Annotated in this window: 15 protein-coding genes; 6 read left to right on the forward strand and 9 right to left on the reverse strand. The window is 67.7% G+C overall.

Going from position 1 to position 18,438, the window contains the following annotated elements:
- The first annotated feature begins 62 nt into the window (after window positions 1–62).
- Window positions 63–1,073 carry a tripartite tricarboxylate transporter substrate binding protein gene (locus M5C98_RS06900; protein ID WP_272551818.1) on the forward strand — a complete coding sequence of 337 codons (1,011 nt, stop codon included), beginning with the start codon at window positions 63–65 and terminating at the stop codon, window positions 1,071–1,073.
- 85 nt (window positions 1,074–1,158) lie between these two features.
- Here the strand turns inward: M5C98_RS06900 and M5C98_RS06905 are convergent, their stop codons facing one another.
- The 4 genes from M5C98_RS06905 to M5C98_RS06920 form a co-directional block, all read right to left on the reverse strand.
- The gene (locus tag M5C98_RS06905) at window positions 1,159–1,641 is read right to left on the reverse strand and encodes an SgcJ/EcaC family oxidoreductase (RefSeq protein ID WP_272551820.1); all 483 of its coding nucleotides are present in this window, start codon (window positions 1,639–1,641) and stop codon (window positions 1,159–1,161) included.
- Window positions 1,642–1,809: 168 nt separating this feature from the next.
- A complete protein-coding gene (locus M5C98_RS06910) occupies window positions 1,810–2,493 on the reverse strand; it encodes a response regulator transcription factor (RefSeq protein WP_272551822.1) in 684 nt (227 codons plus the stop codon).
- Complete coding sequence (locus M5C98_RS06915) at window positions 2,490–4,127, reverse strand: sensor histidine kinase (protein WP_272551823.1); 1,638 nt, start codon at window positions 4,125–4,127, stop codon at window positions 2,490–2,492. The genes M5C98_RS06910 and M5C98_RS06915 overlap by 4 nt, the downstream gene beginning before the upstream one ends.
- A 152-nt stretch (window positions 4,128–4,279) precedes the next feature.
- Window positions 4,280–5,233 carry a LysR family transcriptional regulator gene (locus M5C98_RS06920; protein WP_272551824.1) on the reverse strand — a complete coding sequence of 318 codons (954 nt, stop codon included), beginning with the start codon at window positions 5,231–5,233 and terminating at the stop codon, window positions 4,280–4,282.
- 115 nt (window positions 5,234–5,348) lie between these two features.
- On the opposite strand from M5C98_RS06920, the gene M5C98_RS06925 reads away from it, so the two are divergent.
- From M5C98_RS06925 to M5C98_RS06945, 5 genes are all read left to right on the forward strand, one after another.
- Window positions 5,349–6,287, forward strand: coding sequence for a dihydrodipicolinate synthase family protein (locus M5C98_RS06925; protein ID WP_272551826.1), 939 nt, complete (start codon window positions 5,349–5,351; stop codon window positions 6,285–6,287).
- Between the two features lie 85 nt (window positions 6,288–6,372).
- Window positions 6,373–7,341, forward strand: a complete 969-nt coding sequence (locus tag M5C98_RS06930) for a Bug family tripartite tricarboxylate transporter substrate binding protein (RefSeq protein WP_272551827.1) — start codon at window positions 6,373–6,375, stop codon at window positions 7,339–7,341.
- Window positions 7,331–8,044: an SDR family NAD(P)-dependent oxidoreductase gene (locus tag M5C98_RS06935; RefSeq protein ID WP_272551828.1), complete on the forward strand. Its 714-nt coding sequence runs from the start codon at window positions 7,331–7,333 to the stop codon at window positions 8,042–8,044. The genes M5C98_RS06930 and M5C98_RS06935 overlap by 11 nt, the downstream gene beginning before the upstream one ends.
- 28 nt (window positions 8,045–8,072) lie before the next feature.
- Complete coding sequence (locus M5C98_RS06940; protein WP_272551829.1) at window positions 8,073–9,239, forward strand: mandelate racemase/muconate lactonizing enzyme family protein; 1,167 nt, start codon at window positions 8,073–8,075, stop codon at window positions 9,237–9,239.
- 256 nt (window positions 9,240–9,495) lie between these two features.
- Window positions 9,496–10,395, forward strand: coding sequence for a LysR family transcriptional regulator (locus M5C98_RS06945; RefSeq protein WP_272551830.1), 900 nt, complete (start codon window positions 9,496–9,498; stop codon window positions 10,393–10,395).
- Between the two features lie 24 nt (window positions 10,396–10,419).
- On the opposite strand, the gene M5C98_RS06950 is transcribed toward M5C98_RS06945, so the two are convergent.
- The 5 genes from M5C98_RS06950 to M5C98_RS06970 all read right to left on the reverse strand — a co-directional run bounded on the left by M5C98_RS06950 (window position 10,420) and on the right by M5C98_RS06970 (window position 18,237).
- Complete coding sequence (locus M5C98_RS06950; protein WP_272551831.1) at window positions 10,420–11,364, reverse strand: methyl-accepting chemotaxis protein; 945 nt, start codon at window positions 11,362–11,364, stop codon at window positions 10,420–10,422.
- Complete coding sequence (locus tag M5C98_RS06955) at window positions 11,365–12,087, reverse strand: MCP four helix bundle domain-containing protein (protein ID WP_272551832.1); 723 nt, start codon at window positions 12,085–12,087, stop codon at window positions 11,365–11,367.
- Between the two features lie 445 nt (window positions 12,088–12,532).
- Window positions 12,533–14,899: an RNA polymerase sigma factor RpoD gene (gene rpoD, locus M5C98_RS06960; protein WP_272551833.1), complete on the reverse strand. Its 2,367-nt coding sequence runs from the start codon at window positions 14,897–14,899 to the stop codon at window positions 12,533–12,535.
- 254 nt (window positions 14,900–15,153) lie between these two features.
- Window positions 15,154–17,148 (reverse strand): DNA primase, encoded by a 1,995-nt coding sequence (gene dnaG / locus M5C98_RS06965; RefSeq protein ID WP_272551835.1) that lies wholly within the window; start codon window positions 17,146–17,148, stop codon window positions 15,154–15,156.
- A gap of 54 nt (window positions 17,149–17,202) precedes the next feature.
- A complete protein-coding gene (locus M5C98_RS06970) occupies window positions 17,203–18,237 on the reverse strand; it encodes a helix-turn-helix domain-containing protein (protein ID WP_272551836.1) in 1,035 nt (344 codons plus the stop codon).
- Window positions 18,238–18,438: the final 201 nt, after the last annotated feature.

Raw genomic sequence — 18,438 nt, forward strand, 5'->3', positions numbered from 1 at the left:
CATCGAGCGCGGCAAAGACCGCGCCGCCCTTTCTTTCAAAAAACGATCACGGAGACAAAACCATGGCATCGCTTTCCACCCCCCACGCACGGGCCCCGCGCCCCAACGTCCTCACCCGCCGCCGCGCATTGGCCTGGAGCGCCGCCGCCCTGGCGGTGCCGGCACTGGCCGGCGCGCAGCCGGGCGACAAGCCGCTGCGCGTGATCCTGCCGCTGTCCGCCGGCTCGGGCGCGGACGGCGCCATCCGCGCCATCAGCAACAGCCTGTCCAAGGCCCTGGGCCACCCCGTCGTGATCGAGAACCTGCCCGGCGCGGGCGGTATCACCGGCACCACGCAGCTGGTGCGCGCGCCCAAGGATGGCTCGGTGATCGGGGTCGTGTCCAACAACCATGTGGTCAACCCCAGCGTGTACAAGAACATCCCGTTCGATTCGATCCAGGACATCACGCCCATCACCGTGATCGGCGCCACGCCCTTCGTGCTGGTGGCCCATCCCTCCGTGGAGGCCAAGAACGTCAAGGAGCTGATCGCGCTCGCCAAGGCCCGGCCCGGCCTGCTGAACTACGGCTCGTCCGGCAACGGCACCATCCTGCACCTGGGCGCGGCGATGTTCGTGGACCAGGCGAAGCTGGACATCAAGCACATCCCCTACCGCGGCATGGGGCCGCTCATGAACGACATCCTGGGCGGGCAGGTGCAGCTGGGCGTGGTGGCGGTGGCGCCGGCGGCGCCGCACATCAAGGCCGGCGCGCTGCGTGCCATCGGCGTCACCACCGCGGGGCGGGTGGCGGCGTTGCCGGGCGTTCCCACGCTGGCCGAGCAAGGCTTGCCGGCCTACGAGCTGGAGGGCTGGATCGCCGCCGTGGCGCCCGCAGGCTTGCCCAAGGCCGAGGTGGACCGCCTGTACCAGGGCTTCAAGGCCGCGCTCGACATGCCCGAGGCGCGCGATGCGCTGCTGGCGCAGGGCTACGAAATCAAGCTCACGCCGCCCGACGCCTCGGCGGCGTTCTTTCGCAGCGAACTGGCGCGCATGGCGCAGGTGGTCAAGAGCGCGAAGGTGACGATGGATTGAGGCCGAGGCGCTCCGTCCTGACGCACCGCAGCGCGGGGCCGGCATGCCGGCCCCGCGCTGCGGGAGGGTGAAGAATCTGACTCGTTTACTTGGCCGCGACCGTCTCGGGCATGGCCGACGAGTGGTGGTGGGCGATCAGCCACTGGCCGTTCACACGCTCGTACACATAGGTGTAGCGGGCCTGTACGGTCTTGCCGTCCTTGAAGCGGAACGTGTAGGTGCCCACGTCCTGCGCCACGTTGCAGCCGATGCGGATCGTGCGGCTGTCGATCTTGCCTTGCGGCTCGCTCTTGAGGAACTTCACGAAGTAGTCGCGGATTTCCAGCGGCGTCGTGCGGGGCTGGTTGGACACGGTGGGCAGCAGCACGCCGTCCAGCGCGTAGTTCGCGGTGACCTTGTCCGGGTCCAGCGTGCGCAGCGAATCGTTCCAGCGGTCGAACAGCGCGGCGATCTGCTTTGCGTCGGTGGGCATGCAGACCGGCTCACTCTGGCCCTGCGCGAAGGCCGGGGCAGAAACGGAGAACAGAGCCAGGGCAGCGGCGGAGAGGGCGGTGTGAATCGTCTTCATGGGGTCCTTTGAAAAAAGTGGGTCAGGCGCCGGCTTTCACCGGCACTGCATCGCTCACTGCGATACAGGACCTATTCTTCAAGGCGCGCATGAATACGGCCGTTGCAGCCCGATGAAGGGCAGATGACGCAAAAATGAACCGCGGATGAACAGGCTTTCGCCCTGGTGTCAGTCCTTGGCGGCGTCCAGCCGATACCCGAAGCCGCGCACCGTTTTCAGAAGCGCGATGGCATGGCCTTCGTCGATTTTTGCGCGCAGCCGGCGCACATAGACATCGACCACATTCGTCAGCGGGTCCTCGTTGGTGCCCCACACATTCGAGAGGATGCGCTCGCGGCTGTACACCCGGCCGGGCGCGCTCATGAGCAGCTCCAGGAAGGCCAGCTCTTTCGCGGTCAGCGCGATGGGCTGGCCGGCGCGGGTGGCCTGCATGCGCTCCAGATCGAGCACCAGATCGGCCACCTGCAGCGTGCTGGCGCGCTGGCGCTGCTCGCGCCCCCGGCGCATCAGCGCCTCGATGCGGGCCAGCAGTTCCTCGAACGCGAAGGGCTTGGTGAGGTAGTCGTCGGCGCCCAGCCGCAGGCCGTTGACCTTGTCCTCGGTGTTGCTGAGTGCGCTGAGCATCAGCACCGGCACATGGCGGCCTTCGGAGCGCAGCGTCTGGCAAAGCTCCAGGCCGCTCAGGCCCGGCAGCATGAGATCGAGCAGCAGCAGGCCGGGATCGCCGGTGCGCGCCAGGGCCAGGCCGTCCGGGCCGTTGCGCGCCAGCTCCACGCTGTAGCCTTCGGCCTTGAGGCCACGCAGCAGGAAGTCCGCCACGCGCGGATCGTCTTCGACCACCAGGATGTTCATGCGGTTTCCTCAGGGGGCAGGGTTTCGGGGTGGGTGGCCAGGGGCACGGCGATCAGGACCACCGTGCCCACGCCGGGCTGGCTGTCGATGTCGATGCGGCCGTGGTGCGCCTGCACGATGGATTGCGCGATCGACAGGCCGATGCCGGTGCCATCCGCGCGATGCGCCCGCGCGCGCTGGCCGCGCACAAAACGCTGGAACACCGCGGGCAACTCTTCGGCCGAGATGCCGATGCCTTCGTCGCGCACCAGCACCTGGGCTTCTCCATCGGGGCCCCATTGGCAGCCGACGCGCACCGTGCCGCCCCGCTGCGAATAGCGCACGGCGTTGTCCAGCACGATCATCAGGGCCTGGCGCAGGCGATCTGCATCGGCATTCACGGCCAGCGGGCCACCGGGGGCGGGCGGCAAGGGCTCCACCGTCACGCCATGCAGCCCGCCCAGCGCGGCCGCCTGTTCGGCCGCATCGGTGACCAGGGCCTGCAAATCCAGGCGGCGCGGGCGGATCACCAGCTGGTCCGCCTCGGTCTTGGCGATCAGCAGCAGGTCGTGGATCACCTTGGTGAGCTGATCGACGCCGCCCACGATGCGCTCCAGCGTCTGGCGGTATTCCTGCGCCGGCCGGTCGCCGCCGCGCAGCGCGATCTCGGCCTCGCCCCGGATGGCCGTGGCGGGCGTGCGCAGTTCGTGGCCCAGGTCGGCGAACAACTGGCGCCGGCGCTGGTCCACGCGCTGCAGGGTTTCGTGTGCCACGCTCAGTTCGTGCGTGCGGGCCTGCACCGCGTCCTCCAGTTCGCGGCGCGCCGCATCGGCATGGGCGCGGTGCTGCTGCAACTCGGCCGCCATGGCATTGAAGTGCTGGGCCACGCGGTCGAATTCGTCCTTGGACCCGGTGGCCACGCGGTGGTCCAGCTCGCCCGCCTGCAGGGCCCGCGTGCCGGCCAGCAGGCGGTCCAGCGGGCGCTGCAGCCGGCGGTTCAGGTGCAGCGCGAGCAGGGCCGCCACGGCGAGCGTGACGATCACCAGCGTGATCGCCTGCTGGCGCAGCACGTCCAGCCCGCGCTCGGTGGCGGCGCGCGCCACCGGGACGGCGCTGCGCTGGCGCTCGATGGCGCCGTTGATCAGCTCGCGCAGGTCCAGGCCCCGCGCCATGTCGAACGTGGCGTTCAGCTCTTCCCAAACCGCGGGGAAGTCGGCGCCGGGCTCCAGCGGCTGCAATTGCGTCAGGCGGGACTCCACGGCCCGGATGTTGTCCTCCAGCAGCTCCGTCACGCGCACGAGCTGCGGCACCTCCTTGGGCATGGACATGCCTTCGCGGTGGGCCATTTCGTTCCACAGGGCCAGGTCGCGGTGGGCCAGTTCCGTCAGGGCGGCGGCGCTGGCATGCATGCGTTCGAGCAGGCGTTCCTGAACTTCGGGCACGGCGTTGGCGTTCATCAGGCGCTGGGTGGCCCACACGCGCAGCCGCTGCTTGTTGGCCGACAGGTCCAGCAACTCCGAGAGGATGTCGCTGGCCAGCCGGCTGTGCTGGGCGTAGTCGTTGACGCGATGGGTGCCCCAGTACACGAACGCGGCCTGGATGCACACCAGGGCCACGAGGGCGGCGAATGCCAGGGAAAGTCTTGCGCGGTACATGGGGGCCGTCGGAGTACGAAGGGCCTGCATTATGTTCCGGGCCGCAGAGCCCCCCGGCTGCTGGCGGGGCTCAGGCCAGGTGCAATCGCAGGCATGATCCTGTTGCTATAAAAATAGTAGCAAAAAGGGCAATGAATACTAAGGCGCAGAGGCTATCGGGCTGGAATGGCATCGGCCATGGCCAATGCCCAGAGCGACTCGGCCACGGGCGACATTTCGGCGCGCTGGCGGTACAGGCGGATCTCCACCGGCACGTTCCAGGCCTCATCGCCGGCGGCCACCAGCGTGCCGGCCCGCAGTTCGTCGGCGATGAGGCTGCGCGGCAGCCAGGCCACGCCGCGCCCCTCCAGCGCCATGGTCTTGAGCAGCACCGCGTGGTGCGCGGTGAACACCACCGCCACACCGCCCGGCACGGCCGACTCCACACCATCGCCGTACACGCCGCGCATCCGCGCCCGCATGATGCGGCCCAGGCCCGAGGCGTCGCTGTACGCCAGCAGGGGCAGCGGCGCGCCGTCCCGGCCGATGGCGTGCAGCGGACCGCCGGCGGGGCCCGCCGCGCTCACCGGCTGCAGCACGTCGTCCGACAGCCGCTGCATGGGGTATTGCGCGTCGTCCAGGCGGCCTGGCGCTTCGGCGTGTCCGTGGCACAGCACGAACTGCACGCGCCGCTGCAGCGCCAGGTCTTCGCACGCGCGGGAGCTGTCCGACATGGTCTGTATCGGCCCCAGGCGCAGTTGCGCCTCCAGGTGGCCCAGCCAGCGCGGAAAGAACGTGAGCGACAGCACGTGCGTGGCCGCGAAGCGCAGGCTGGCGGCCGCCGTATCGTGCGCGGCGCGCGCCTTGATGCGCGCGGCCTCCAGGTTGGCCAGCAGGGTTTCCATCAGCGGCAGAAAGCGCTGCCCCGCCGGCGTGAGCGCGGCCGGGTGGGCGCTGCGGTCGAACAGCTCCACGCCCACCCATTCCTCCAGCGCGCGGATGTGGCGGCTGAACGCGGGCTGGGCGATGGCCCGGGCCTCGGCCGCGCGCGAGAAATTGCCGCACTCGGCCAGCGCCAGGAAGTCTTCCAGCCATTCCAGATCGAGGGGGCGGTTGCCAGGTCCCATGGGCGTCGTGTTCCGTGCAGATAGATGTATGCGATTCGGGTATTGGACGGTGCGGGGCCGTCGCCGGAAGATCCGCTGCGTTGTCGTTCCCCTGCACCCATCACGGAGACCTTGAATGCCTTCCATCGCGAATTATCGCGGGATCATCCCCGCCATCTCGTGCCCCTTCACCCCCGACCACCGCATCGACGAGCCCGCCCTGCGCAAGCTCGCCGCCTGGCTGGCCGGCCACGAGGGCGTGGTGGCCATCATGACCAACGGGCACACCGGCGAGGTGTTTTCCCTCACACCCGCCGAGCGCGCCGAGGTCACCCGCATCGTGGCCGACGAGCTGAAGGGCCGCACGCCCGTCATCTCCTCCATCGTCTGCGAGGGCCTGGCCGAAGCCGCCGAACATGCCCGCGCCGCCCAGGCCGCCGGCGCCGTGGCGCTGGATGTCATGCCCCCCCACCACTGGCTGCGCTTCGGCTTCACGCCGGGCCATGCGCTGCAGTATTTCGAGGCCATCCACCGGGCCGCGCCGGGCCTGGATCTGGTGTGCCACGTGTACCCGGCCTGGACGCGTGCTTCGTACTCGTCGCAGTTGCTGGCCGAACTGGCCCGGCTGCCCTACCTGCAGGCCTTCAAGGTGGGCCAGCGCGACATGAACAAGTACGCCCGCGACATCCAGGCGATCCGCGAGGCCGATGCCTCCAAGGCCATCCTGACCTGCCACGACGAATACCTGCTGGCCTCGATGGTGCAGGGCGTCGATGGCGCGCTGGTGGGCTTTGCCACCTTCATTCCGCAACTCATCATCGACCTGTGGAACGCCGTGAAGGCCGGCGACCTGAAGAAAGCCATGGCCGTGCAGGCGGTCATCACGCCGCTCAAGGACGCGGTGTACGGCGGCGGCGAGCCCACGGGCGAGGCCCATGCGCGCATGAAGGGCGGCATGTACCTGGCCGGCGTGATCGACGACGCCACCGTGCGCCCGCCCACCGAGGCGCCCAACGCACAGGAGGTCGAGGCTCTGCGCGCCGCCGTGCGGCAGGCGGGCCTGCTCCAGCGCTGACTTGGGCGGACGCCATGACAAGACGGGCCGCACCGCACGGCCCGCACCGGACATTCGCAACCCCCATAAAGACAGGAGACAAGCCATGCAACGCAAGCCATTCCTCCGCGCCGTGCTCGGCGCCCTGGCGCTCGCCGCGGCCACCACCAGCGTTTTCGCGCAGACCTATCCGGCCAAGCCGGTGCGCGTGGTGATCCCCTTCCCGCCGGGCGGAACGCTCGATGCCGTGGGCCGCATGCTGGCGCAAAAGCTGGGTGAGCAGACGGGTCAGACGTTCATCATCGACAACAAGCCCGGCGGCAGCGGCGTGATCGGCGGCGACACGGTCGCCAAGGCCCCGGCGCACGGCTACACGCTGCTGTTCAGCGCCTCCACCTTCACGACCGCGCCGATGACGCTCAAGTCGGTCCCGTTCAGCGTCACGCGGGACTTCGCGCCCGTGGCGCTGGTGGCCAAGGCGCCCTTGTCGGTGGCGGTCAACAAGGACCTGCCGGTGACCGACATCCAATCCCTGCTGGGCTACGCCAGGAGCCACCCCGGCAAGATGACCTTCGCCGTGGGCTCCATCGGGTCGGCGGGGCATCTCTCGACCGAGCTGCTGAAACGGGCCGGCAAGATCGACTACCTCATCGTGCCCTACAAGGGCACGGCCCCGGCCTTCCAGGACCTGATCGGCGGGCAGATCGACGGCTTCATCGACCCCATCCTCGGCTCGCTCCAGTACCACAAGAGCGGCATGCTGAAAGTGGTGGCCGTGACCTCCGCCCAGCGCGTGCCTAACCTGCCCGACGTGCCCACGGTGGCCGAGACCCTTCCCGGCTTCGAGTTCTACAGCTGGTACGGCCTGTGGGCCCCGGCCAAGACGCCGCCCGCGCTGGTGCAGCGCCTGAACGCCGAGGTGAACAAGGCCCTGGCCGGCGACATGGCCCAGAAGCTCAAGGACCAGGGCCTGCTCGTCACGCCGGGCAGCGTGGACGACTTCGCCAGGTTCCAGCGCGCCGACATGGAGCGCTCCCAGAAGATCGTGACCGAGGGCAATATCCGTGCGGAATGACGGCACGCCGCCACCCGGCGCCCATGCCGCCGTCACCGGCAGCAGCAGCGGCATCGGCCGCGCCATCGCCGAATCGCTGCTGGCGGCGGGCTGGCACGTGAGCGGGCTGGACGTGGCCGCGCCGACCATCGAACACGCCGCGTTCACGCCCGTGGCCGTGGATCTGGCCGATGGCGAAGACATCGCCCGTGCCGCCGCGGGGCTGCCGGCCGTCCAGGCCCTGGTGCATGCCGCCGGCGTGCTGCGCGTGGGCCCGCTGGGCCGGCTGGACCACGCGGGCGGCGAGCTGATGTGGCGCCTGCACGTCGATGCCGCCACGCGCCTGGCCGATGCCATCGTGCCCGCCATGGCCGCGCGCGGGCAGGGCCGGGTGGTGTTCATCGGCAGCCGCGTGGCGCAGGGCATGCCCGGGCGCGGCCAGTACGCGGCCACCAAGGCGGCGCTGGTCGCGCTGGCGCGCAGCTGGGCGGCCGAAGTGGCGGGGCAGGGCGTGACGGTGAACGTCGTCTCGCCCGCCGCCACGGCCACCGGCATGCTGAACGACCCGGCCCGCGCCGGCAGCGCACCGCGCCTGCCGCCCATCGGCCGCCTCATCGAGCCCGGCGAGATCGCCGCGCTCGTGGGCTACCTGTTGTCGCCACCGGCGGCGGCCATCACGGGGCAGGACATCGCCATCTGCGGGGGCTCTTCGCTCGCCCGCTGATCCTTCTTTTCTCAACCACCCGACCACCATGAAAATCGTCGATATCGTCGAATCCACCCGCCCGATCCAATCGGACATCCGCAACGCCTACATCGATTTTTCGAAGATGACCCTGAGCCTGGTGGCCGTCGTCACCGACGTGGTCCGCGACGGCAAGCCGGTGATCGGCTACGGCTTCAATTCCAACGGCCGCTACGGCCAGGGCGCGCTGATGCGCGACCGCTTCATCCCGCGCGTGCTCGAAGCCGACCCCGCCACGCTGGTGGATGCGACGGGCGAGAACCTCGACCCGCACAAGGTCTGGGCCCGCATGATGATCAACGAAAAGCCCGGCGGCCACGGCGAGCGCTCGGTGGCCGTGGGCACCATCGACATGGCCGTGTGGGACGCGGTGGCCAAGATCGCCGGCCAGCCGCTCTATCAGTTGCTGGCCGAACGCTACGGCAACGGCACGCCCGACCCGCGCGTCTTCGTGTATGCCGCCGGCGGCTACTACTACCCCGGCAAGGGGCTGGACGGCCTCAAGAAGGAAATGGAGAGCTACCTGGCGCGCGGCTATTCGGTGGTCAAGATGAAGATCGGCGGCGCCTCGCTGGCCGACGATTGCGAGCGCATCGAGTCGGTGCTCAAGATCCTCGGCCCGGGCCAGCAACTGGCGGTGGATGCCAACGGCCGGTTCGACCTGCCGACCGCCATCGACTACGGCCGCGCCCTGTCCCAGTACCCGCTGTTCTGGTACGAAGAGGCGGGCGACCCGCTCGACTACGAACTGCAGGCCAAGCTGGGAGAGGTGTACCAGGGCCCCATGGCCACGGGCGAGAACCTGTTTTCGATGCAGGACGCGCGCAACCTCATCCGCCACGGCGGCATGCACAAGGACCGCGACTGGCTGCAGTTCGACTGCGCCCTGAGCTACGGCCTGGTCGAATACCTGCGCACGCTGGACATGCTCAAGGACCATGGCTGGTCCCCCAGCCGCTGCATCCCCCACGGCGGCCACCAGATGTCGCTGGCCATCGCGGCGGGCCTGGGCCTGGGCGGCAACGAGAGCTATCCCGACCTGTTCCAGCCCTACGGCGGCTTTCCGGACGGCGTGAAGGTGGAGAGCGGCTACGTCACGCTGCCGCCGTTGCCGGGCATCGGGTTCGAGGGCAAATCCGACCTGATCGCGGAGATGCGTGCGCTGGCTTCCTGAAAAAGGTTTGGGGAGGTTTGCTATTAAAAAGTGAGCAATATGCCCTAGTGGAATATGCGCTGATGGCCTTTTTGATCATGATCGGTGCCCCGGTGGCATCGCCCTGCTGCCCGGCTTCGCCATGCGATGCCGGGCGTTTGACATTGGGGGTGGCGCGGGGCATGCGCGTGCCTTTATGCTGGCCGAGGCGCAGTGAAGGGGCGGTATTTGCTTGTATGGTCGTTGTTCTCGTGTCCTTTCGCGCCCACCCATCCCCATGGACATCAAGACCCTTCGCCTTTTCGTGGAAATCGCCAAACACGGCAGCTTCGCCGAAGCGGCCAAGGTGGTGTGTGCCACGCAGTCGGCGGTCAGCAAGGCGATGAAGGGCCTCGAATCCGAAATGGGCGTGCAACTGCTCGCGCGCTCGGGCCGGGGCAAGGGCCTGACCGCCGCGGGCGACCTGCTGCTTCGCCGCGCGGTGAACATCCTGCAAGAGGTGCGCGGGCTGGAGGGCGAGCTGGCGGAAATGCAGCAGGTGCAGCGCGGCAGCCTGCGCATCGGCTTTCCCCGCATGGGCACCAGCGCGTACTACGCGGGGCTGTTCACCGAGTTCCGGCGGCGCTTTCCGGCCATCGATGTCACCATGGTGGTCGAGCCGCTCGACCGGCTGGAATCGCAAATGCGTGCGGGCGAGGTGGAACTGGCGGCGCTGTTGGCGCCGGCCGCCCATGACTTCGAATGGCAGCATGTGCGCACCGAGCCCGTGGTCGCCATGGTGCCGCAGGCCTTCGTGCCCAGCGGCACCACGCGCATTTCGCTCGCTGCCCTGGCGCAATGGCCGCTCATCCTGTTCGAAGAGGGCACGACCGTGAACCAGGCCATCCTGCAGGCCTGTGCCCGGCAAGGCGTGCGGCCCAGCGTGTCGGTGATGGGCACCGGCCAGGTCGATTTCATGATGCAACTGGTGGCGCAGCAACTCGGGGTGATCCTGCTGCCGCGCGTCATCACGCGCTGGAACAAGCACCCCGGCGTGTGCTACCTCGACGTGGACGATCTGCCCTCCATCTGGCACTTCACGCTGGCGTGGCGCCGCGGCGTGCCCCACACGCCCGCGGCGCGCGCCTGGCTGGACCTCGCCCAGGACTACTTCCAGGTGCGCCAGCTGGGCTGCTGAACCCGCCGGGCGGTGCCGTTGGCTTCAGTAGGCGCCTGACGAGCCGATCAGCCGCTGCGAGGGTGCCGGCAACGCGCCAGGGCGGCTGGCACTGCGGGCGGTGGCGGCCGCAGGGGCGGCCGTGCCGGTATCGGTGTCGCCCGGCAGGCGGAACTGGGCCACCATGCGCGAGAGCGATTCGGCCTGGAACTTCAGGCTGTCCGCCGCTGCCGCGCTTTCCTCCACCAGTGCGGCGTTCTGCTGCGTGACCTGGTCGAGTTGCTGCACCGCATCGCCCACCTGGTTGATCCCGCTCGACTGCTCGGCGCTGGCCGCGCTGATCTCCGACAGCAGCGTGGACACCTGCGTGACCTGCGACACCACCTCGTCCATGGTGCGGCCTGCCTGGGCGACCAGATCGCTGCCGGAGCTCACGCGCGAAACGCTGGCTTCGATCATCGCCTTGATCTCCTTGGCGGCCTCCGCCGAGCGGCCCGCGAGCGAGCGCACCTCGCTGGCCACCACCGCGAAGCCGCGGCCTTGCTCGCCCGCACGGGCCGCCTCCACCGCCGCGTTCAGCGCGAGGATGTTGGTCTGGAAGGCAATGCCATCGATCACGCCGATGATCTCCGCCATGCGGCTGGAGCTTTGCTGGATGTCCTGCATGGTGGACACCACGTTGCTCACCACCGAGCCGCCCTGCGTGGCCACGGCCGAAGCGCCGGCGGCCAGCTGGTGCGCGCGGCGGGCGGAGTCCGCGTTCTGCTGCACGGTGGAGGTCAGCTCCTCCATCGACGCTGCGGTCTCCTCGAGGTTGCTGGCCTGTTCCTCGGTGCGCTGGCTCAGGTCGGCATTGCCATTGGCGATCTGCACCGAGCCCGTCGCGATGGAGTCGGCACTCGTACGCACGTTGCCCACGATCTGCACCAGGCTTGCGTTCATGCGCTGCAGCGCATTGAGCAACTGGCCCACTTCGTCCTTGCTGTTCACCTAGATGTGCGACGTCAAGTCGCCCGCGGCCACGGTTTCGGCGATCAGCACGGCGCGGCCGATGGGGCGGGTGATGGAGCGCGTGATGAGCCAGCCCAGCACGAAGGACACGGCCACTGCCGCGCAAGCGATGCCGATGATGAGCTGAAAGCCCGTCTTCACCTCGCGGTCCGCGCCGTCGCTGGCCTTGTCCATCTGCTGCTGCTGGTGATCGGACATCTTGTCGAGGGTTGCCATGTAGGCCAACTGGTTGCGCCGCAGCGTGTTGGCCAGCAGGCCCTTGGCTTCCTCGGTCTGGCTTGCGCGGATCAGCGAAAGGAAGGCGTCCACGTCCTTCGAATAGGCGGCACGCTGCTCCAGCGTATCTGCGAGCAGCCGCTTGCCCGTGTCGCTTTGCACTGTGGGCGTGAGTTTGGCGTACATGCCGGTGATGAGTTCGCGGCTGCCTTCGATGCCCTTGATCTCCTGCGCCCGCTGGGCCGCGTCATCGAAGATCACCAGGTTGCGCACGTAGCGGGCCTGCTGATCGACCTCGTCGGAAATGTCGGTTAGCAGCCGGACCTTCACGTAATAGTCCTTGGTCACCAGCGTGAGTGCCTGGTTCACGTTGCCCAGTGCCGACATGGAGATGCCCGCCACCAGGATCAGCAATGCGATCGTCGAAAGAAACGCCAGCGTGATGCGGGGGCCGATGCGAAGGTTTCCGAAAAATCGGTGGTTCATGGGAAGTGGTTCTTTCTTGGTGGGCCAGAAAAAAATGCGCCACCCGCATGTTCTTTGACGGAGTTGCGGATGGCGCGCACTTCACTTCCTCGATTGCGGCGCGCGTTTCGCCCCATGGGCCAGCCGCTTCGGCTTCCCTCCTCTCTCCCTCTCCATCTGCGTGGAAACTTGCTGGCAGTGCAATGTCTTTCGTAAGTCTATGTTTCAGATTTTCAAACCAAAAGCGAATTTTTGGAAAGCAACACGTGCCAATTTCGCATGTCTGGCCCAGCGCCGCATGTGGCGTCCGGCCATTTTTCGGAGGGTGGTGGGGCTCTTTCCTGCAAGGCCCAAAGGGTGCTTTCGGGAAAACATCCAGCCATGAAAAAAGCCTGTCCCCGCAAGGCGGGGACAGGCTTTGGATCGCGCAGGCCGAGGTGAGTCGGCTTTTTGCGGATGCTGCCGCTTACAGCGAGTCGATGAAGCTGCGCAGCTTGTCGGAACGGCTGGGGTGCTTGAGCTTGCGCAGCGCCTTGGCTTCTATCTGGCGGATGCGCTCGCGCGTCACGTCGAACTGCTTGCCCACTTCTTCCAGCGTGTGGTCGGTGGACATTTCGATCCCGAAGCGCATGCGCAGCACCTTGGCTTCGCGCGGCGTGAGGCCGTCCAGGATGTCCTTGACCACGTCGCGCAGGCCAGCCTGCATGGCGGCGTCGATCGGGGCGGTGTTGGCACCGTCCTCGATGAAGTCGCCCAGGTGGCTGTCGTCGTCGTCGCCGATCGGCGTTTCCATGGAGATCGGCTCTTTGGCGATCTTCATGATCTTGCGGATCTTGTCTTCCGGAATCTCCATCTTCGCGGCCAGGATGGATGCATCGGGCTCGAAGCCGAACTCCTGCAGATGCTGGCGCGAGATGCGGTTCATCTTGTTGATCGTCTCGATCATGTGCACCGGAATGCGGATGGTGCGGGCCTGATCGGCGATCGAGCGCGTGATGGCCTGGCGGATCCACCACGTGGCGTAGGTCGAGAATTTGTAGCCGCGGCGGTATTCGAACTTGTCCACCGCCTTCATCAGGCCGATGTTGCCTTCCTGGATCAAATCGAGGAACTGCAGGCCGCGGTTCGTGTACTTCTTGGCGATGGAGATCACGAGGCGCAGGTTGGCCTCGATCATTTCCTTCTTGGCATCGCGCGAGGACGATTCGCCCTCGTTCATGCGCTTGTTGATGTCCTTGAGCTGGGGCAGCGGCACCACGACGCGCGCCTGCAGGTCCATCAGGCGCTGCTGCAGTTCCTGCACGGGCGGAATATTGCGCTGCAGCACGGTGCTCCAGGGCTTGCCGGACGCGGCCTGCTTTTCCACCCACTTGAGGTTCAGCAGGTTGGGCGGAAATTCCTTGATGAAGGTTTCCTGCGGCATGCCGCACTTGTCCACGATGATGCGGCGCAGCTCGCGCTCTTTCTTGCGCACGTCGTCCACCTGGCCACGCACCATGTCGCACAGCTTCTCGATGGTCTTGGCGGTGAAGCGGATGGTCATCAGCTCCGCCGACAGGGCCTGCTGTGCCTTCATGTACGCGGGCGTGCCGTAGCCTTCCTTGTCGTAGATCTTGTGGACCTTCTCGAACAGCGAACGCATGGTGTCGAAGCGGGAAAGGGCTTCGCGCTTCAATTCCTCGAGCTTCTTGGTCAGCGCCTTGGAGCCGCCCTTGCCGTCGTCGTCGTCCTCTTCGTCGAATTCGTCGAAGTCTTCTTCGGCCACGTAATCGTCGGCTTCATTGGGGTTGGAGAAGCCGTCCACGATGGTGGAGATGACGACCTTGCCCTCGCGAATCTCTTCGCCCATGTTCAGGATCTCGGCGATGGTGGCGGGCGATGCGCTGATCGCCTCCATCATGGCCTGCAGGCCGCCTTCGATGCGCTTGGCGATTTCGATTTCGCCTTCGCGGGTGAGCAGCTCCACCGTGCCCATTTCGCGCATGTACATGCGCACGGGGTCGGTGGTTCGGCCGAATTCGCTGTCCACGGTGGACAGGGCCGCTTCGGCTTCCTCTTCCGCTTCTTCGACGGTCGCCGCGGTGGGCGTCACGTTGTTCTGGAACAGAGTCTCGGCATCGGGCGTCTGCTCGTACACGGCCACACCCATGTCGTTGAGCATCGTGACCACGACTTCCATCGTCTCGGCATCGACCAGCTTGTCGGGCAAGTGGTCGGAGATTTCGACCTGCGTCAGGTAGCCGCGCGTCTTGCCCAGGGTGATCAGGGTCTTCAGGCGAGAGCGGCGCTTGGCCAGGTCTTCCTCGGACAGGACCGTCTCGTCCAGGCCGAATTCCTTCATCAAGGCGCGTTCCTTCGCCTTGCTGATCTTCATGCGAAGGGGCTTGACCTTCTCGACCGTGGCCGTGGGGGTGGCTTCGGCTTCGGGCTCGCCTTCGAGGTCGGCTTCGATGTCCGACAGGTCGGCATCGTCGCCCACGGCATCATCGTCTGCGCCGGCCTTGGGCTTGCGGCCCCGCTTGGCGGGCGCCTTGTCGGCAGCGGCGGCGCCGGCGGCCTTGGCCGGGCGGCCAGGGCGCTTCTTGGGCGTTTCGTCGTCAGCGGAGGCCGCAGCGGCTTTGGCGCGGGCGGGCTTCTTGAGTTCTTCGGAGGCTTCGGCCTTGTCAGAGGACTTGTTCACGGGCACGGTATGGACTTTCTTGGCGGCTGGAGCAGCGGCGGCCAGGGCCTTCTTGGGCTCGGTCGTTGCGGCTTTGGCAGCAGGTTTGGAAGCGGCCTTCGCGGCGGAGCCTGGGGCGGACTTGGGCGACTTCGCGGACTTTTGAGCGGGCATGGACACCTCAGGATCAAAAACGGACACAAAGAAAACGCAAGCGCCATGGATCCCGGCGCGGGTGGCACGGCAAAGGCCGGAGCCTTCGCGGTTCGAGGGAGCGACCCTCAGGGGCAAGATGTGTGGGCGAACATTTGGTGTGCAGTCCTTGCGGTGTGAAGGGCGGTCGTGCGTGTGTGTCACGGTTGCCCGGCCCGGAGGTGCTGCTGTCGCTCTTGCCGATGAACCCTACATTATAGCGGCCAAGGGGAATTTCAAGCCGGTTTGAGCGAAATTCCGCGCAATGCCTTGAGCCGCTGCTCCAGCGCCTGGTATTGGGCCAGCGCCGCAGGGTCGCGCGCGGCCAAAAGGATGAGCTCGTTTTGCTGGCGCTTGAGTTCCTCGATGAGCATGCGGTTGAGCAGGTCGCGCAGCTCGGCCCGCAACTCCTGCACGTCGCCCTCGGTCTGGGCGTGCGAGCCGGTCATCACCCGCTCCGCCAGCCCTTCGCATTCGTGCCCGCGCAGGCTCTCGCGCAGCACGGCCCAGGCGAGCGGGCCGTGTTCGTGCAGTTGGCCCTCCAGCCAGGTGAACAGCGGCCCATGCGGCGCCGGCTGGGCGCACAGCACCGCATGGTCTTCATGGGCCAGGTCTTCCAGGAACTCCATGTGCGACAGCAAAAGCCGCACCGCGTGGTCCGTGCGGCTCGCGGCCGGGGTGCGCGGCAGGCGTGGCTGGACGGGGCGCTCGTCTTCCTTGCTAAAGCGGCCCTTGCCCTTCCAGTCCCCGTTGTTTTTGCGAAACGGCTTGGCGGAATAGCCGTAACCGCCGCCGGACGGTTCGCCGGCCGGCGCCCAGCCGGCGTCCTGGGCCGAGGCGCCCCAGGGCGGTTCGTCGGCATAGGCGGGAGGCGGTGTGCCGCCGAAGGCCGCGCGGTGCGCGCCGCCGCCCTGGCGGCTGGCGTCCTGCGCTGCGGCCTGGTTCCACAGGTCGGACAGGTCGCGCGCGTCGAGCTGGCCCAGTTCGGCCAATTCGGTCAGCAACTGCCGCTTGAGCGAGCCGTCGGGCAGGGCGGACCACAGCGGGCGCGCGTTGCTCACCATGTGGGCCCGGCCTTCGGCGGTGCCCAGGTCGCAGTTCTCGCGGGCTGCTTCCAGCAGGAAGCGGCTGAGCGGCAGCGCCTCGCCCACATGGCGGGCGAAAGCCTCGGTGCCGTGTTCGCGGATGAAGCTGTCAGGGTCGTGCTCGGCCGGCAGGAACAAAAATTTCACGCTGCGCGTGTCGGTGGCGTAGGGCAGGGCGCCGTCGAGCGCCTTGCGCGCCGCGCGCCGGCCGGCCGCGTCGCCGTCGAAGCTGAACACCACGGTGTCGGTGAAGCGGAACAGCTTGTGCACGTGGTCGGGTGTGCAGGCGGTGCCCAGCGTGGCCACGGCGTTCGGAAACCCGAGCTGCGCCAGTGCCACCACGTCCATGTAGCCCTCGGTGACCAGCACGTAGCCGTGTTCGCGGATGGCGGTGCGCGCCTCGAACAGGCCGTAGAGTTCTCGCCCCTTGTGGAACACGGGCGTCTCCGGCGAGTTGAGGTACTTGGGCTTGTCGTCGCCCAGCACGCGCCCGCCAAAGCCGATGAATTCGCCTTTCACGTTGCGGATCGGGAACATGACGCGGTCGCGAAAGCGGTCGTAGCGCTTGTCGTCCTCCTCGTTCACGATCACCAGGCCGCTTTCGGCCAGCAGGGGGCTGTCGTACTCGGGGAACACGCTGGCCAGGTTGCGCCAGCCCTCGGGCGCGTAGCCCAGCCCGTAGCGCTTGGCCACCGTGCCCGAGACGCCGCGCCCCTTGAAGTAGCCCACCGCGCGCGGCGAATCCTTGAGGTGCTTGCGAAAGGATTCGCCCGCCTTTTCGAGCACATCGGTCAGCGTGGCCTGCTTTTGCCGCTGGGCGGCGGCGCGCTCGCGCTCCTGGGGCGAGACATCGTCCTGCGGCACCTGCAGGCCCACTTGCTGGGCCAGGTCCTGCACGGCCTCCAGGAAGCCCATGCCGGCATGCTCCATGAGAAAACTGATGGCGTTGCCGTTCTTGCCGCAGCCGAAGCAGTGATAGAACTGCTTGGAGGGGCTGACGCTGAACGAGGGCGATTTTTCCCCGTGGAAGGGGCACAGCCCCATGAAGTTGGCGCCGCCCTTCTTGAGCTGCACATAGCGGCCGACGATATCGACCACATCGACGCGGGCGAGCAATTCCTGGATGAACGACTGGGGGATGGACACCCGGCGATTGTCCCCCAACGCGCCGGTGCCGGCACCCGCCGGTCGGCCCGCAGGTCAGTTCGCCGGGTGGCGCGCCTCGCGCGGGCTCGTGCCGAAGCGGCGCTTGAACATGCGCTGGAAGGTGGAGGGGTCAGAAAACCCGCACCGTAGGGCGATCTCCGAGAGGCTGGGCCGCTCGGTGCCGGCCCCTGCGGTCGCGGTGATCTGCTGCCAGGCCGCCTCCAGCCGGGCGCTCCAGATGGCCGCAGCCACGCCTTCGCCATGGCGTGCGAACAACCGGTACAGCGAAGCGCGGGAGCATTCCAGCAGCACCGCCAGCCGCTCGGCGCCGAAGGCCGGGTCGCCGCAGTGGCGCCGCACCAGGCCCCAGGCGGCCCGGTACAGGCTGTCGTCAAAGCGGCCCGCATCGGCCTGCAGGCCGGCTTTCTGCGATGTCTGCAGCAGGGCCAGGGCCATGTCGGTGCAGGCTTTCAGCGCCACGGTGCGTTCGTCGATCCCCATGCGCGGCGCCTCGCGCCAGGTGGCGGCCATCAGCGTTTGCAGCACGCTGCCCAGGCCCGGGCGCTGCGGCAGCTGGTCGGGCAGGGCGAAGCCGGGGCCCAGGGTGTCGTGGATGGTCTTGCGCGACACGATGAGGGACATGTCGCGGTGGCGGGAGCGCCGGATCTCCACGGGCCGGGCGTAGTCCACGAGGTAGAGCATGCCGGCCGAGATCTGCTGCGCCCCGTGGTTTTCCTGGGTGGCCCAGTCGCACTCCACCATGAGCGACAGGCTGATGTCGTCCGCGCCGTCCTGGCGGCACATGGCCTCGGTGCGCAGGGCGTGAACGGCCTCGCTCGCATGCTCGACCAGATCGGCACCCTGACCCACGATGCGCCGCAACCGCCCGCCGAACGCCGCCCCGGCCGGCGCGTCGGACTCGGGGCGCATGCGGCTGAGCACCGATTCCCGCCAGAAGTCGAGGCGCTCCCGTGGGGGGATGGGATCGGTGGCGACCTCCACCAGCGTCCCGGGCACGTGCGGACTGGCCAGCGCAGCGTGGCGGCGGTGTGGATGGGAATCGGGAGCCGGACGGATCTCGTTTGCCATGAATTTCCTTCGGCGGTCTGTTGCTTTCTGTGTGTTTCCATTCGAAATGTAGTGCACACGCGACAGGTCGAGAAAAACCCCCTGCGCGGCCAACGGGGTCGAAATGGACTCCGCGTCTCACCCGCTGGGTCTGGAATGGCCCCTTGTCTCAATTGCCCATCCGGCGCCCGAATTCAGAAGAAATCCCCACCGGATGAGCAG

It is taken from the genome of Acidovorax sp. NCPPB 3576, from assembly GCF_028473605.1.
Classification (GTDB): domain Bacteria; phylum Pseudomonadota; class Gammaproteobacteria; order Burkholderiales; family Burkholderiaceae_C; genus Paracidovorax.